The sequence below is a fragment of the Pararhodobacter marinus genome, assembly GCF_003122215.1.
GTDB lineage: Bacteria > Pseudomonadota > Alphaproteobacteria > Rhodobacterales > Rhodobacteraceae > Pararhodobacter > Pararhodobacter marinus.
Genome location: NZ_QEYD01000014.1, coordinates 60,755 through 74,044 on the forward strand (window position 1 = coordinate 60,755; position 13,290 = coordinate 74,044).

General features: G+C 62.6%; 18 protein-coding genes. 4 read left to right on the top strand and 14 right to left on the bottom strand.

Features of this window, described 5'->3' with window-relative positions; translation table 11 throughout:
• Positions 1 to 167: 167 nt before the first annotated feature.
• Complete coding sequence (locus C4N9_RS19390) at positions 168 to 461, top strand: hypothetical protein (protein ID WP_045685415.1); 294 nt, start codon at positions 168 to 170, stop codon at positions 459 to 461.
• 522 nt (positions 462 to 983) lie between these two features.
• On the opposite strand, the gene C4N9_RS19395 is transcribed toward C4N9_RS19390, so the two are convergent.
• The 10 genes from C4N9_RS19395 to C4N9_RS19440 all read right to left on the bottom strand — a co-directional run bounded on the left by C4N9_RS19395 (position 984) and on the right by C4N9_RS19440 (position 6,852).
• Positions 984 to 1,685 (bottom strand): RES family NAD+ phosphorylase, encoded by a 702-nt coding sequence (locus C4N9_RS19395; RefSeq protein ID WP_109535009.1) that lies wholly within the window; start codon positions 1,683 to 1,685, stop codon positions 984 to 986.
• Complete coding sequence (locus tag C4N9_RS19400; protein ID WP_109535010.1) at positions 1,682 to 2,083, bottom strand: MbcA/ParS/Xre antitoxin family protein; 402 nt, start codon at positions 2,081 to 2,083, stop codon at positions 1,682 to 1,684. The genes C4N9_RS19395 and C4N9_RS19400 overlap by 4 nt, the downstream gene beginning before the upstream one ends.
• A 58-nt stretch (positions 2,084 to 2,141) precedes the next feature.
• Positions 2,142 to 2,786 carry an antitoxin of toxin-antitoxin stability system gene (locus tag C4N9_RS19405; protein ID WP_109535011.1) on the bottom strand — a complete coding sequence of 215 codons (645 nt, stop codon included), beginning with the start codon at positions 2,784 to 2,786 and terminating at the stop codon, positions 2,142 to 2,144.
• Positions 2,779 to 3,198 carry a hypothetical protein gene (locus tag C4N9_RS19410; RefSeq protein WP_109535012.1) on the bottom strand — a complete coding sequence of 140 codons (420 nt, stop codon included), beginning with the start codon at positions 3,196 to 3,198 and terminating at the stop codon, positions 2,779 to 2,781. The genes C4N9_RS19405 and C4N9_RS19410 overlap by 8 nt, the downstream gene beginning before the upstream one ends.
• A 76-nt stretch (positions 3,199 to 3,274) precedes the next feature.
• Complete coding sequence (locus C4N9_RS19415; protein ID WP_109535013.1) at positions 3,275 to 3,472, bottom strand: hypothetical protein; 198 nt, start codon at positions 3,470 to 3,472, stop codon at positions 3,275 to 3,277.
• A 1-nt stretch (position 3,473) separates the two neighbouring features.
• Positions 3,474 to 3,851: a DUF6915 family protein gene (locus C4N9_RS19420; RefSeq protein WP_109535014.1), complete on the bottom strand. Its 378-nt coding sequence runs from the start codon at positions 3,849 to 3,851 to the stop codon at positions 3,474 to 3,476.
• Between the two features lie 10 nt (positions 3,852 to 3,861).
• A complete protein-coding gene (locus tag C4N9_RS19425; protein ID WP_109535015.1) occupies positions 3,862 to 4,353 on the bottom strand; it encodes a DUF6878 family protein in 492 nt (163 codons plus the stop codon).
• A gap of 103 nt (positions 4,354 to 4,456) precedes the next feature.
• Positions 4,457 to 4,975 carry a DNA repair protein RadC gene (locus C4N9_RS19430; RefSeq protein WP_109535051.1) on the bottom strand — a complete coding sequence of 173 codons (519 nt, stop codon included), beginning with the start codon at positions 4,973 to 4,975 and terminating at the stop codon, positions 4,457 to 4,459.
• Positions 4,976 to 5,084: 109 nt separating this feature from the next.
• Positions 5,085 to 5,525, bottom strand: coding sequence for a JAB domain-containing protein (locus C4N9_RS19435; RefSeq protein WP_009827207.1), 441 nt, complete (start codon positions 5,523 to 5,525; stop codon positions 5,085 to 5,087).
• Positions 5,526 to 5,652: 127 nt separating this feature from the next.
• Positions 5,653 to 6,852 (bottom strand): DUF932 domain-containing protein, encoded by a 1,200-nt coding sequence (locus C4N9_RS19440; protein ID WP_109535016.1) that lies wholly within the window; start codon positions 6,850 to 6,852, stop codon positions 5,653 to 5,655.
• A gap of 314 nt (positions 6,853 to 7,166) precedes the next feature.
• Here C4N9_RS19440 and C4N9_RS19445 point away from each other — a divergent pair, with 314 nt between their 5' ends.
• Together C4N9_RS19445 and chrA are read left to right on the top strand one after the other, a co-directional pair.
• The gene (locus C4N9_RS19445) at positions 7,167 to 7,988 is read left to right on the top strand and encodes a chromate resistance protein ChrB domain-containing protein (protein ID WP_109535017.1); all 822 of its coding nucleotides are present in this window, start codon (positions 7,167 to 7,169) and stop codon (positions 7,986 to 7,988) included.
• Positions 7,988 to 9,355 (top strand): chromate efflux transporter, encoded by a 1,368-nt coding sequence (gene chrA / locus C4N9_RS19450; RefSeq protein ID WP_109535018.1) that lies wholly within the window; start codon positions 7,988 to 7,990, stop codon positions 9,353 to 9,355. The genes C4N9_RS19445 and chrA overlap by 1 nt, the downstream gene beginning before the upstream one ends.
• 131 nt (positions 9,356 to 9,486) lie before the next feature.
• On the opposite strand, the gene C4N9_RS19455 is transcribed toward chrA, so the two are convergent.
• Positions 9,487 to 9,891, bottom strand: coding sequence for a single-stranded DNA-binding protein (locus C4N9_RS19455; RefSeq protein WP_109535019.1), 405 nt, complete (start codon positions 9,889 to 9,891; stop codon positions 9,487 to 9,489).
• A gap of 429 nt (positions 9,892 to 10,320) precedes the next feature.
• Here C4N9_RS19455 and C4N9_RS19460 point away from each other — a divergent pair, with 429 nt between their 5' ends.
• Positions 10,321 to 10,641, top strand: a complete 321-nt coding sequence (locus C4N9_RS19460; RefSeq protein WP_109535020.1) for an H-NS histone family protein — start codon at positions 10,321 to 10,323, stop codon at positions 10,639 to 10,641.
• Positions 10,642 to 10,773: 132 nt separating this feature from the next.
• On the opposite strand, the gene C4N9_RS19465 is transcribed toward C4N9_RS19460, so the two are convergent.
• From C4N9_RS19465 to C4N9_RS21995, 3 genes are all read right to left on the bottom strand, one after another.
• Complete coding sequence (locus tag C4N9_RS19465; protein ID WP_109535021.1) at positions 10,774 to 11,844, bottom strand: helix-turn-helix domain-containing protein; 1,071 nt, start codon at positions 11,842 to 11,844, stop codon at positions 10,774 to 10,776.
• Positions 11,844 to 12,467, bottom strand: a complete 624-nt coding sequence (locus tag C4N9_RS19470; RefSeq protein ID WP_067296441.1) for a hypothetical protein — start codon at positions 12,465 to 12,467, stop codon at positions 11,844 to 11,846. Before C4N9_RS19470 ends, C4N9_RS19465 begins: the two co-directional genes overlap by 1 nt.
• Before the next feature lie 285 nt (positions 12,468 to 12,752).
• Positions 12,753 to 12,917 carry a hypothetical protein gene (locus C4N9_RS21995; protein ID WP_007803240.1) on the bottom strand — a complete coding sequence of 55 codons (165 nt, stop codon included), beginning with the start codon at positions 12,915 to 12,917 and terminating at the stop codon, positions 12,753 to 12,755.
• Between the last annotated feature and the right edge of the window lie 373 nt (positions 12,918 to 13,290).

Consider the following 13,290-nt stretch of genomic DNA (forward strand, 5'->3'; position numbering starts at 1 on the left):
TCCGGAATGAGGAACAGGGTCAGGCCCGGACACCCTCTTTCGGGCACCCTCAGGCCTGACCTTCCCCGGCCCTCCTCTTCCTCTCAAACCCCATGATTTCCGCAGGCGGCTTGCTTTTGTTCCTGTTATGTTCTATTTTGAACCCAAGCTATGAAGGGAGATCCCCGATGGAAAGCACCACTTACGCCCTGCCCGCGACGCCCAAGCAGATCGCCTATGCGCGCGCGCTGGCCCTGCGCAACCAGACGCTTCTGCCCTGGGAGGTTCAGCAAGATCGGCGCTCCTTGAGCGCCTGGATCGACGCACAAGCCAAGCTGAACCCGGGCGCGCAGGACAGCCGCCCAACGTCAAAGCAGGTCGCCTTCGCCGAGCGTCTCGCCCGGATCAAACGCCGCGCCGTGCCGGATGAGTGTTTCCGCGACAAGGGGCTGATGTCGAAGTGGATCGACGGGAACAAGTGAGGACGGCACCGGCTAGCTCCGGCCTTCCGGAGCTTCTGCCATACCGTGGCTTGGCAAACCTAGCGTAGTTGCCAACCTATAGATTGGCAGATTTGCCCTTGGAACATCAGCCTCGGTCAAGCTCCTGTCCGAAGAACCAAGGTCTGGTCGCGGCGGCAGACCGGGACGTACACCGCTGAGACCTTCGGCAACCGCTGCAAGTCGTTGCCGTCTTTCGACCCAGCGTCTTCAGATCTCCCTTCACGTGGGGCTAGTCCATCAATTCTTTGGAAATGGTGATATTGGAGCGTCCATAACGCTGGAAAAGCAACCTCATCGAAGAAAACTATAGTGGTCTATTGGGGCAGAGACGTCGCCTTCCTCAGCGCGTCTATAGGAAGCCCAGAAGACCGGCGGACTCAGTCCAAAGCCTCAAAGAACAACTGATGGTCACACGGCTTCAAATGCGTGACGTCCGGCCTGTTGCCGTTTGCCGGTTTCATGTCTTCGCCCCCCCAAAAAAAGCGCATGCGCCATGACTCGTCAGGCGACAGCCGCGATCGAGTAGTGCGGCGTCCCATCCCAAACAAGATCCCAGGACGCACCAGGTCGGACATTCTGGATGGCGTGGGGCTCGAAGCAGACGAGGCAATTCCCGCCCGGCGCGGGAGCCCGGACCGAGGGGTAAATCAGGCCCTTGGATCCGCCCCGACGCAAGTGCTGGGCCAGGCTTTGGCCCTCGGGATACCCGACAGCCGGATCCGGATGCAGCGCTGGATGACCTGCCTCATCGGTCATGTCGTCGAAGACGCCGATGAAGTCGGCCAGCAATTCCACATAGCGGGCGCCGTCATGGAAGCTGCCGGTAAAGCCGAGTTCGCGCGTGCGGTGCCAGGCCACTTCGCTGACGGACACCATCACATCCCATGCGCAATACCACGCGCCGCGCTCCTCGGTGTTGAAGCGGTTTCCGCCGGCGCAAGTGTAGGTGAAGGCCGCGTTGACATGACTGTCGCCATAGATGCGCAAATCGCGGCTGCGGCGCTGCCAGGCCAGCTCGCGCGGGTCCAGATGGGGATTGCGGCCACGTTCCGCCAGAAGACGGCCGCTGGTCATGCCCTCGATCTCCGCCAGAATCTCCATCTCGTCATCGGTATCGACGAGACCCCGCAAGGACGGTGGTTTGTGGTAAGTGGCGGGCAGCAGACGAACGAGACCGCGATCAGAAATCTCGGTCTGCTTCATGCCCCACCACGCAGCGCATCGAGATAGGTCCGAACCGCGAGAATTTGCGGCAAGCCCCCGTCGATGGCGGTGTCAACCGGACGGCTGCCCCCGAACAGCGGGCCGGTGTTCGGTCGGGTGAACCAGCTTCGCGCGAGCGGCTCGGAGAAATAGAGTTCGAGCGATTTGTAGATGCCGATCACCGCACTGAGCCGCAGCAGTTGATCCTTGGTCAATTCGCCCGCAAAATCCGGCTTCTTGGCCCGCTTCCACGTGCTCACCGTCATGTCGGCAAGGCTAGCCGCTTCGCTCAGGTTGAGGCCCCAGGCATCGGCCACGCGCGCATAGGCCTTCAACGCGACGGCGTTGATCTGTGCGGGTTCCCTGATTTTCTCAGCAACGTACATGGCGTCCTCCATTGGCTTGAATATAGATCATATGGCCTCATTGTAAAGCTCAAATGAACCGACTGTGCTCTCACCCGAACCGCCGCCCTCCTTCCGTGAAGGTGTACTCGTTCACGATGATCCCCTCTTCGATGGCCTCGTCCGAGGTGAGGTGGTCGTATTCAGCCTGAAGCTGGCGGTAGAGCCAGCGGGCCAGATCACGCAGCGCCTCGGTCACGATCTCCTCGGCGTCGTCGGTCGGCGGCTGCCAGGTCGGGCTGTCCCGCGTGACGTCCACGGACATGGTGTATTCGTGGTAGTAGCGGCCGCGGTGGCTGACCTCGGCAGCGAGCTGGTAGAAATTCCGCCGCTGGATGGCCTGCAGCCGATCGACGATGCCATGCAGCGTCGCGTCGGTCGGGGCGTAGTCCCGGATGCACGCGGCGGCGCCCTTGGCGTGGGACCAGTAGCCCTCGAAGCACGCCCCGTCGCCCTGGTTCCAGAACCCGGAGAACCAGATGCAGGGCTTGGCCCGCGTGCCGCCGCCCATCAGCCGGACGGGAGTGGTCTTCAAGCGGATGCCGAGGATCTCGCAGATCCTCTCGAAATCCTCGTAGACCGCGTCCCACCAATCATCATGGGGCCCAAGCTCACGATACCAGCTGCGCGCCTTTTCCTTGGCGACGTCGGAGAGTTCAGGGAACTGGTAGACTGTTGTGCAGATGACCTCAGGCATCGACGTCCTCCCCGTTTAGCGCGGCGGCCAGCCATTCCTGGCTGCTCGTCCAGCCGACGGATTTCCGCGCGCCGAGGTCGATGACATGCGCGCCGCCGCCGAAGGCGTCGAGGCGCGGGCGGGAACAGGTCAGACCGTACTGAAACCCCCAGAGGCCGGTGAGGCCGAGGTCTTCGGCCAGGCGCAGCACGAAGCGGATAACCGCCTCGACATCGCCGTGCTCGTCGTCATGGATCCAGAGGGTGCTGCCTTCGGGCGCGTCCTGATGCACGAGGTCGAAGCCCGTGACCTCCGGCTCGTCGGCGTCCTGATCCGCGGCACGCAGGTCATGAAACAGCGCGAGTGCGCGGGCGGCTTTTTCGGGGCTGCCGACGTCGATCAGGCATGAGAAATGGGTGAAGTAATCCGCCATGGGGACCTCCTGAGATTGAGAAACCCGGGCCTTGGGGCCGGGCGCTGGATTGGGATGAAGGGTTGGTTGGAAGCGATCAGCCGGTCAGATTGTCACCCGATGCCTGCCGTGCGGCATGCGCGCAGAGCATCTGCCGGTAGAAGCGCTTGCGCGCCGTCCGGAAGCTGCGCACGGCGCGCGTGTCGGGGTGCAGCGCCCGAACCGCCGCGCGCAGAACTGTCTGGGGCGATGCCGTCGGCGGCAGACCGAGGCGCAAGTATGCGGGGTCGGTCATGTCAACTAACCTCGACCACGGGCGAGGCGAGATGCGGATCGACCTGCGCCTCGATCCGCTCGGACCGGCCCATCCAGGGTTCGGGCCTGATGGCCTTCACCCAATCGGCAAAGCTCGGGATGAAGCCGAGATCCTCTTTCACATGTTGTTCGCCAACCCATCGGGTCGGGATGATGCGCCCGGTCGAGAGCGTGAGGGTCTGGCCGAAGATCGTCTCGGCCATGAATATGCCCTCGGCATGGTGCCGCAGGGCCCGGTGCCGAAAATCGGCGGTGATCTCCTTGCTTTGGTCGAACCATGTGTGCACCGCGATGAAATCATCGACCGTGCCGCCCCATTTCTTCACCGAGGACAGGGCGTGGTGGTAGGGATGTGCCATCGTCGCCCCCTCAGAAATCGTGCGTGTAGAGTTCGGAAGAGGTGAAGCGCCCGTTGAACTCGAGATGGATGCAGCGGGCCGCAGCGTCGAAGCAGAACTCGCCGTAAGCGCCGTCGTTGTTCTCCCAACCGCCATGGGTGTCAGACAGGAAGTCGTAGGCGAGCTGCTCGACAACATCCTCCAGTGGCAGGCTGCGCATTTCGACCTCGGGGTCGTCCCAGGTCAGAGCTGCATAGGGGATTTCGGTCGCGGGAAAATCGACAGCCGTCTCGCCCGCCCAGGCGCCGATGCCTTCGATCTGGCCGCTGTCACCGGCACCGTCGAAGGTCACGGTGACATGGGTGATGCCGGCGGCCATGAGGCCATCGAACAGGCGGTCCTTGTTGCCGGGGCGCATGGCGAGGATCCGGGCGGTGCGTTCGGCATGCGCGGCAAGGATCGCCCCAAAATCGACGGTGGAAGGCCGCAGCGGGGCGGCCAGAGTGGGTTCAGTCTGGGTCATGGATGACTCCGTTCGGTGAGGACAGGTCAGACCCCCCGGGTGGCGCACTCCTCTGCCCCCCGAAGGCTCAAACCCTTCCCATCCCTCCTCTGTCTCTCGGGCATCACGCCGCGATCTGCAGCGCGCGAGCGGCAAAGGCGCGCCAGAGCGGATCGACCAGACGCGCATCCAGCAGATCAGCACGGTGACGCAGCCGCTGCGCCAATTCAGGCTCGTGCCAGTCAGTGGCGCGGCCAGCCTGAGCGCGAAGTTGAACCGCCTCGGTCACGACGGCCCGCGCCTCAAGAGCATTGGCGACAGGGTGGCACCAAGCCACAGCGCCATGACTGGCGGCCCCGGCAAGAACCAGGCGCTGGTCGCAATCAAGGATGGCCAGAAGCTGCGGCGCTGCATCGGAGCCGTTGTCCTCGGCAAGCTCAAACGCCCCCTGCATGGCATCGGCCAGCGTCGCAAAACGCTCAACGACCACGGGGGCAGCGGTGCCCAACATCAGGGCTGCAGGCGTCCGGTGCATCCGCGTCAGCGCGAAAGGCAGGCTGGGATCAGGAGCGACAATTGGGCCATTTGGGATGGGGCCCATCGGACGCGGGCCCGGTTGGATCGGCAGGGGAAGGTCAAACATGGCAATGTCTCCAACGGCGCGGGAAGCCACTCTCCCCGCCTCATCCGTCAAAGACCAAACCGCCACCCTCTTCCTCGAAGGGGCGACGGTGATGGATCTGGCCACAGCATCAGAGTTTGCCGAGACCCCGCAGGCTCAGCTCCGTCCCGGCACCCACGATGATGTGGTCATGCAGCGTCAGGCCGAGATACTTGCAGCCCTTCTGGATCTCCTTGGTCATGCTGAGATCAGCCTCGGACGGCGTCGGATCACCCGACGGGTGGTTGTGGATCAGGATCAGGGCGCTGGCGTTCAGCATCAGCGCCCGCTTGATCACCTCGCGCGGATAGACAGGCACATGATCGACTGTGCCGGTCGACAAAAGCTCATCGGCGATGATGCGGTTCTTGCGGTCGAGATAGAGGACATGGAATCGCTCGATGGGACCTCGGACGGTCAGAGCGCAATAGTCCATCAGCGCCTGCCAGCTGCCGATGACCGGGTTCTGGCTGAGGTAGCGGCCGAGGATATCGCGGGCCTCGAGAATGACGGTTTCTTCCTGGGGGGTCATGAGGGTCTCGCTGAAATCCGCACACCGAAGCCCCCTGCCCTTTCGGGGCATGGCCAGCGGCGTGCATGTTGAGAAAAAGGCTACAGCGACCGCCCCGGTGTCGGGCGATCGCTGCGTGGGGGCTCTGTCAGCCGACCCGGTCGAGGAGCTTCTTGGCGCGCCCTTCCATGTCGAGGCGGGCATCCTGCTGGGTCTTCTCGCGCGCAAGCCGCGTGATGCCCTGCACGAAGTCGAAGATACTCTCGGGCGGGCGGCCTTCTTCCATCAGCACTTTCTCGATGATCTTGCCGGACTCGGCCTTCGAGAAGCCCCGCTTGCGCAGGAAATCCGCGCGATCATCATCGCTGCGCGCCACGATCTGCTGCCGCGCGGCCTTGATGCCGTTCACAAACCCCTGCGGCGAGGAATTGGCGAAACGCGTCAGCGCCGGGGCCGCCTCATGGGCAAAGCGGGAGGCGGCGTATTTCGAATGCCGGATCCGGATCTCCTGAAAATCCTCGACGCCCCAGAGGTTGCGGTTCTGGCACACTGCCCTCAGGTAGAAGCTCGCCATGCCGAGGGTCTTGGCGCCCACCTCCGAATTCCAGCAGTAAAAGCCCCGAAAGTAGAGGTCGGGAGAGCCGTCCGCCAACTTGCCCGCCTCGATCGGGTTGCGATCGTCGACAAGGAACAGGAAGACGTCGCGGTCCGAGGCATAGAGCGTGGTCGTGTCGCGGCTGATCTCGACATCGGGGTTGTAGACCCCGGTCGACCAGTCGAGCACGCCCGGCACCTTCCAGCGCGTGTCGCCCGTGCCATTGCCCGCGATGCGCTGCACGGCCTCGACCAGTTCGTGGTCATGGATGCGGCCATAGTCGGGGCCGGTGACCGCGCGCAGTTCCGTGCGGCCATCTTCGGTCTCAAAAGTCTTCACCTGCTCGGCGCGGTGGTTGGTCAGCCCGTATTGCAGGTTGATGCCCGCCAGCGGCGCGGGCAGCTGCCGCAGGTAGGAGGCCGGTGCGCCGACGATGCTGGCAAGCTGGCCGAAGGCCCAGTGCGTGGGCGCGACCGGTTCATGCGCTTTCGGCAGCATCAAGTGCAACCGTTCGGGATTATCACGCGCGGCCTCGACGCGGATGTCGGCGGTCTGCACGACCCGGCTGCGGCTGCGCTCGGACCGGCCCTTCACGTTGGCCCAGAGATCGTCGAGCGACAGATATCGCTCGTCATCGGGCCGGTTGAACCATTCGGACGACACCCGCCCATTCCGCTCACCCCGGCTCACGTCCACCTTCCAGCCACCTGCTCGCGCCGGTGCGACCGGATCCAGAACTTCTACAACACCCATCGGATATCTCCCGTGACAGGCGCCGGAAGCCACTCTCCCAACCCTCAACCTGTCACCGGGAAACCGGCACTCCTCTTACTCTCGTAGGCGGGCCATGGCGGAGAGCGGACCTTCGACTGATTGGGTTCTTTTTGCATGGGCAACTCGAGAGCGAGCGTCTGCCGTCTGGCGAAGCTACAGTTGATGTTACAGGTTCATGTGATTGACATTTCGCAGAATTTCTTGAAACGTGGTGATATGGGGTTTGCGACCGCCCCACGAGGCGCCAGCCGAAGATCGCGTTCCCGCATATCCTGACCTTAGGAGGAACGCAGATGCCTGCGCCTAACGCTATTTCATCCGAAAAACTTGCCCGCATCATCGGGACCCCACGCGCGCCGCTCTTGCTGGATGTGCGGTCCGAAGAAGACTTCGCCACCGATCCGCGCCTGTTACCCGGATCCATAAGGACTGACGACCGGGATCTTGCTACACTTGCCGTGCAGCTTGGCGGGCAGACGTCCATCGCCGTCTGTCAGGCGGGCCATCGGCGCAGCCAGGGCACAGCCGCGATCCTGCGCGCCGAAGGCTGCGCCTCGGAGTATCTCGATGGCGGGTTCGAGGCCTGGCGCTTGGCCGGGCTGCCGCTGATCGATCCTTTGAGGCTGCCCGCGCGCGACGCGCAGGGCCGCACAACTTGGGTGACGCGGTCACGGCCCAAGATCGACCGCATCGCCTGTCCCTGGCTGATCCGGCGGTTTCTCGATCCCCGCGCGGTCATCCTGTTTGTGGCACCCGCCGAGGTGGTGGGCGTCGCCGAACGCTATAACGCCGCGCCCTTCGACATCGAAGACGTGTTCTGGAGCCATCGGGGCGAGCTTTGCACCTTTGACGTCCTGCTTGCCGAGTTCGGCCTGAACATCCCTGCCCTCGACCGGCTCGCGACAATCGTGCGCGGAGCCGATACCGCCCGGCTCGATCTCGCGCCCGAAGCTGCGGGGCTGCTGGCCGCCTCGCTCGGTCTGTCGCGCATGTTCTCCGACGATCTGGAGCAGCTGGAGGCCGGGATGCTGCTCTACGACGCCTTCTACCGATGGGCGCGGGACGCAACTGACGAGACCCACAACTGGCCCACCAACAAGCCGAAGGCAGACTGATGCAGGACCGTGTTTATCCCACCCTGGCCGAGACCACCCGCATCTGGGCCCGCATCGGCCTTCTGAGCTTCGGTGGCCCCGCCGGACAGATCGCGCTGATGCACCGCATACTTGTCGAGGAACAGCGCTGGCTGGGCGAGAAGCGGTTCCTGCATGCGCTGAATTACTGCATGCTGCTGCCGGGTCCGGAGGCCATGCAGCTTGCCGTCTATATCGGCTGGCTGATGCACCGCACGCTGGGCGGCATCATCGCGGGCGTCCTCTTTGTGCTGCCCGGCGTCATCGCCATCATGGGCTTGAGCTGGATCTATGCGCTCTATGGCAATGTCGGACCTGTCGAGGCGCTGTTCTTCGGGCTCAAGGCCGCGGTGCTGGCCATCGTGGTGCAGGCGGTCATCCGCATCGGCTCGCGCGCACTCAAGAACGGCGCAATGGTCGCCATCGCCGCCGCGTCTTTCGTGGCGATCTTCGGTTTCGCGGTGCCGTTTCCGCTGATCATCCTGCTCGCTGGCCTCATCGGCTTCTTCGGCGCGCGGGCGGGCCTGCCAGCATTCCATGGGGGCGGCGGACACGGCAAGGTCGGCAAGGTCCAGGTCGATGACGCCGATACGCTGCTGGGCGAGGCGTCTCCCGAACACACACGGGTCAATCGGGCTTGGGCATTTCGCATCTCGACGGTGTTCCTCATGCTCTGGCTGGCCCCGGTTGCCCTTCTGTTCGTCCTGCTCGGCCCTGCCAATGTCTTTTCTCAGATCGCAGGCTTCTTCAGCGTCATGGCCGTCGTCACCTTCGGCGGCGCCTATGCGGTGCTGGCCTATGTCGCGCAGGAAGCGGTGCAGAATTTCGGCTGGCTCGCCCCAGGTGAAATGCTGGACGGTCTCGGCATGGCGGAAACCACGCCCGGCCCCCTGATCATGGTCACGCAGTTCGTGGGCTTCATGGGCGCGTTCCGCGAGGCGACCGGGCTGTCGCCCCTCGCGGCCGGCACACTGGGCGGGCTTCTGACGACTTGGGTGACATTCACGCCCTGCTTCCTCTGGATTTTCCTCGGGGCCCCCTTCATCGAGCGCCTGCGCGACAACGCGCTCCTGACAGCCGCGCTGACCGCCATCACCGCAGCCGTGGTCGGCGTCATCCTGAACCTCGCTGTCTGGTTTGGGCTTCATGTGGTTTTCGACGAGGTAAGGACGATCGCATCCTTCGGGCCCGATCTCGATGTGCCTGTCTGGTCCTCGATCAATCTGGCGGCTGCGGCGCTGGTGCTTGGCGCCGTTCTGGCGGTGTTCCAGTTCAAGCTTGGCCCAGTGACGGTTCTAACTGGCTGTGCGCTGGCAGGGATGGCGCTCGCTGCCCTTGGCTGGACATGATGTCGTCGACATGCCGGATAGAGGCACCCGACTCCAGGAAGAGTGCAAAGCAGTTTGCCCAGCCGCCAAAGGCCGAGATCGCCCCGAACCCGGCGGGTTGTCCCGCCGGGCCCGAGGGGGAGACCCCGTTCTCAGAACGGGATCTCGTCGTCGCGGTCGACCAGCTCGGGGTTCTCGTTCTCGGCCGACTTCGGGCGGCTCAGGAAGTCGACCTTCTCGGCGATGATCTCGCAGCCGTAGCGGTCGTTGCCCATGCTGTCGATCCACTTGCTGTAGTGGATGCGGCCATGGACGAGGACCTTCATGCCCTTTTCGCAATGCTCCGCGACCGTCTTGCCGAGGCCGTTGAAGCAGGTGATGCGGTGCCATTCGGTGTCCATGACCCGGTAGCCGTTCTCGTCGCGCAGGACGCGACCTTCCGAGAGGCGGGGGCGTGAGGTGGCAAGGCTGAAGTTGGTGATGTTGGTGCCGCCCTGGGTGGTGCGGGTTTCGGCTTTTTGACCGATGTTGCCGGCGAGGATGACGATGTTTTGCATGGTAAGCTCCTATGTGTCCTGTCTTCGGGACCGTCCCTTCGACAAGACCCGGAAAAAGCCCGTCGGGTGATGCGTGCACGGTGGACAGCATGGACACCGGAAACCCCCAAAGGACCGGGGTGGAGCGGGCAGGACGCCATAGGCGGCCAACACGGCCCGGGCTGACGCGGGGTTGCGCGTAGGAGGCCGAACGGGATTAGGGGATTGTCAGTCGAAGGGATGGCCCAGAAGTCAGAGAGGCGCGGGGAGCCCATGCCAGACCCTGTCATCCTGCCAATCGGGACTACCTGAATCCAAGCCCAACACCCCACTAGCGGCCAAGATTATGGTTCAACCAACCCTCGTCACCTGCCTCCCTGCCTACGGGAGTTGCGGGCCCATGCCCCGGCGGGCTATCGATACCGGAACATTCAGGACACGAGGCATAGCATGGCTGATTACGATCTCGAGGCGTTGTCGCTTCCCGAGCTGAAGAAAATGCAGAAGGACATCGCCAAGGCGATCTCCACCTTTGAGGCTCGACAGAAGGCGGAAGCCCGCACCAAGGTCGAAGCTGTGGCCAGAGAAATGGGCTACTCTCTGGCCGAACTTGTCGGCACTGAGATGAAAACCACGCGGGTGCCTGGAGCGGCGAAGTACCGGCACCCTAAGAACCCGGCGCTCACTTGGTCCGGTCGAGGGCGCAAACCGCAGTGGTTCGTGGAGGCGTTAGACGCGGGCAACACAGCGAGCGACCTAGCCATAAGTTGAGGGTGTGGGCGACGCGATCGACCCTGAACCGCCTTTCTAAACAGCATCGGGAAATGACATGGCTAGACAGAGCGGACAATTAACTGCCGAATCGGGTGATCTTCACACTTTCATGGATCCGGCTTTGCAGTGCTACTTCACCACTCGCAGCGCCGGTTTGTGCGGCTCATTAACGGCCCGTTGATCTGGCGACAGTCGGAAAATAAGGGCCTCGATTTCCCCCAAAGGAATCCCAAGGTCTTTGGCGATGTCGTCCTTAGTCATGCCCTTTGACCAAAGAGCGGCCAAGACCTTTGCGAGCACGGTCGAAACCTCACGCTCGATTCCGTCTGGCTCGCCGCTTCGAAAGCCTCGCTTCCCAAGCTCGATCAGCAAAGAACGGTAGTTCCATTCGCTGATATAGCCCAGAGAATTGAGGCGGTATGCCAAGGCCATGGCCGATACCTTCCAACGCTTCTTGGCCGAAATGATCTGCCCAACTGTGAAAAGGTGCGCATAGTCCATCATGTCGTTTTCGGGCATGAGGAATGCCGATGCAAATCTGTCGGCCTGAGTCTCTGCCTCTTTGTCGGCTTTCGACCCTGCGTGGTGATGCAAGACAAGGTGTCCAAGCTCATGTGCCGTATCAAAGATGGACCGTTCCGCCGTCTTCTCTTGGTTCAAGAAAACATAGGGATGTTCCCCGCGCCAAAACGAGAAAGCGTCAACATGCTTGGTCGCTTCCGACAGGGAAAGGACGCGAATACCCTTTGACTCGATCAGCTTGAGAACGTTTCCTATAGGCCTGTCGCCTATGCCCCAATGCTGGCGCAGAAGGCGGGCGGCGACATGCGGGCGGCTGCGCTCTTTGCTCAGGTCGATAAGGTCGGCGGCGGGCAGGTTGAAGCGGGAGTCGATCCACTCGTAAAGCTCGATTCCCAACGATCCCGCTGCTTCTGCAGCTCGGCGCTCTTTGGCCTTCATACGCGACAGACTGCGGAAGCTAACGGCGTCGGTATCAATACGCTCTGGCGCTTCCCGGTAAAAGAAATCAATTGGATAGGAAAGCGCGAACGCGAGGCGCTTCGCTGTCGCTTCATCGGGCGGATGCCCGTTTTCATACTTTGAGAGAGTGACCGCAGACACGCCTACGCGCTCTGCGAGTCCCTTCGCTGTCAGCATCCGCCGTTCGCGGGCTGTTTTGAGACGATCTGCGTTGAACATTAGTGTTTGAAGGAAACGGTGATGTCGAAGTCTTCAATGGGGCCGGTATCGGTTTGCGGGTCTGCCTCCCAGTCGCTGTCAGGCGAATAGATGTATATCCGTTCCATCCAGTGAACAAACTTACCCTTTTCGATCACGGGACAAGACAGTTCCACACTGCCATCAAGGCCAACCATGACATAGTAGGTACGGATACCGTCCTTCAATACGGCGGTGAGGGGGCCGGGTTTCATACCTGCGTTGACGAACAAATCAGGTCCAGAAAGGCTTTCCGCGCCGCTACCCTTTTCGGAGCGTGGCAGGGGCGGCATATTGACACAGCATTTATCAACGTTCTGGAAGCCAATGCGGACAGTGCGATCACGTTTTACAACCGCTTCAATGCCGCAAGTTCTGTCCGGCACGTAGTCAGGACCGACAAGCTGCTGGCGGAGTTCGCCAACGCCGTGAATGTAAGACAACATTCCAGCCGCGTTGAGCGGCATGGAGGGGCTGGCGTCGTCCGCATAGGCGCGGGCGGTTTGTCCGATAGCCATGATCTGCTGGCGAGTGACGCCAAAGTCCTCAAGGCGGGTTTCAACGTCCACCAGCGTGGAGACTATCACGGTGTTGAATGACGGCAATGCTCAGCCCCTTTAAGATTTTCTACATCATACGATGTTGTGTTTCTTAAAGGCAAGTAAAATTTTCCCGATGCTTCGATGGTTGTAGTGTCAGCCCGCTGCTTTGCGCTGCCATTCGTGCGCTTCGCGGTGAAGGTCGGCTCCCAGCGGCCTGTGCGCACCACGATCTGCGCCAGGGTGGCACACCGGCGTTCCTCAGATCGGGATTGTCGATTACTTGGTCGGCGATAGGCCCGGAGGCGCACCTGCGCCGTGCCCGGGCCCTCGGGAAGTGAGGCCAAAGCCTCACCCGAAGGGATCGTACTCCGAGACGATCACGACCTCGTCCCCGTCGATTTCATCGGCGGGGACGGCGCCGAAGGTTCCATCCCCTGCCTGGAAGACGACGATCGAGACCATGAGCGTGGCGGCGAGGGAGGCGGCGAAGGCGTGTGCATCTTTGCGGGACATCTGTTTGGCTCCTGTCTTGGAGGCGGGGGACCATCCCCCGCGCGACAGGACCCCGCAGGCCCGAATATTGGCTGACATCACCGGGTGCGTTCGGACTTGCTCCGAATCCGCCCGGCGGCACGGGCTTGCCCGTAGTCCGACCCCTCGTGGGTTGATCTCGAAGACGGGATTCGGGGCAAGGAAGGGAATGGCGAGCGGGGGATAGTGCCCTGACGACTGGAGCCGGTTGTCCCGCTGATGCTTTTGCCTCCAGCCTCCCGGCCGAGATTTTGGTTGAAGACGTCCTTCCTTGGGGATGGTTCCTTTGGCGCCCCGCGACATCGCGGGACGAGGGTGTGGTCGGTGAGAGGCCCGCGCTTGGGCGGGCCTCTCG

Excerpts from the sequence above, each read along its gene's own strand:
- C4N9_RS19390 (WP_045685415.1), top strand. The coding sequence starts at position 168 with ATGGAAAGCACCACTTACGCCCTGCCCGCGACGCCCAAGCAGATCGCC.
- C4N9_RS19395 (WP_109535009.1), bottom strand. The coding sequence starts at position 1,685 with ATGAAGCAGACCGAGATTTCTGATCGCGGTCTCGTTCGTCTGCTGCCC.
- C4N9_RS19400 (WP_109535010.1), bottom strand. The coding sequence starts at position 2,083 with ATGGAGGACGCCATGTACGTTGCTGAGAAAATCAGGGAACCCGCACAG.
- C4N9_RS19405 (WP_109535011.1), bottom strand. The coding sequence starts at position 2,786 with ATGCCTGAGGTCATCTGCACAACAGTCTACCAGTTCCCTGAACTCTCC.
- C4N9_RS19410 (WP_109535012.1), bottom strand. The coding sequence starts at position 3,198 with ATGGCGGATTACTTCACCCATTTCTCATGCCTGATCGACGTCGGCAGC.
- C4N9_RS19415 (WP_109535013.1), bottom strand. The coding sequence starts at position 3,472 with ATGACCGACCCCGCATACTTGCGCCTCGGTCTGCCGCCGACGGCATCG.
- C4N9_RS19420 (WP_109535014.1), bottom strand. The coding sequence starts at position 3,851 with ATGGCACATCCCTACCACCACGCCCTGTCCTCGGTGAAGAAATGGGGC.
- C4N9_RS19425 (WP_109535015.1), bottom strand. The coding sequence starts at position 4,353 with ATGACCCAGACTGAACCCACTCTGGCCGCCCCGCTGCGGCCTTCCACC.
- C4N9_RS19430 (WP_109535051.1), bottom strand. The coding sequence starts at position 4,975 with ATGTTTGACCTTCCCCTGCCGATCCAACCGGGCCCGCGTCCGATGGGC.
- C4N9_RS19435 (WP_009827207.1), bottom strand. The coding sequence starts at position 5,525 with ATGACCCCCCAGGAAGAAACCGTCATTCTCGAGGCCCGCGATATCCTC.
- C4N9_RS19440 (WP_109535016.1), bottom strand. The coding sequence starts at position 6,852 with ATGGGTGTTGTAGAAGTTCTGGATCCGGTCGCACCGGCGCGAGCAGGT.
- C4N9_RS19445 (WP_109535017.1), top strand. The coding sequence starts at position 7,167 with ATGCCTGCGCCTAACGCTATTTCATCCGAAAAACTTGCCCGCATCATC.
- chrA (WP_109535018.1), top strand. The coding sequence starts at position 7,988 with ATGCAGGACCGTGTTTATCCCACCCTGGCCGAGACCACCCGCATCTGG.
- C4N9_RS19455 (WP_109535019.1), bottom strand. The coding sequence starts at position 9,891 with ATGCAAAACATCGTCATCCTCGCCGGCAACATCGGTCAAAAAGCCGAA.
- C4N9_RS19460 (WP_109535020.1), top strand. The coding sequence starts at position 10,321 with ATGGCTGATTACGATCTCGAGGCGTTGTCGCTTCCCGAGCTGAAGAAA.
- C4N9_RS19465 (WP_109535021.1), bottom strand. The coding sequence starts at position 11,844 with ATGTTCAACGCAGATCGTCTCAAAACAGCCCGCGAACGGCGGATGCTG.
- C4N9_RS21995 (WP_007803240.1), bottom strand. The coding sequence starts at position 12,917 with ATGTCCCGCAAAGATGCACACGCCTTCGCCGCCTCCCTCGCCGCCACG.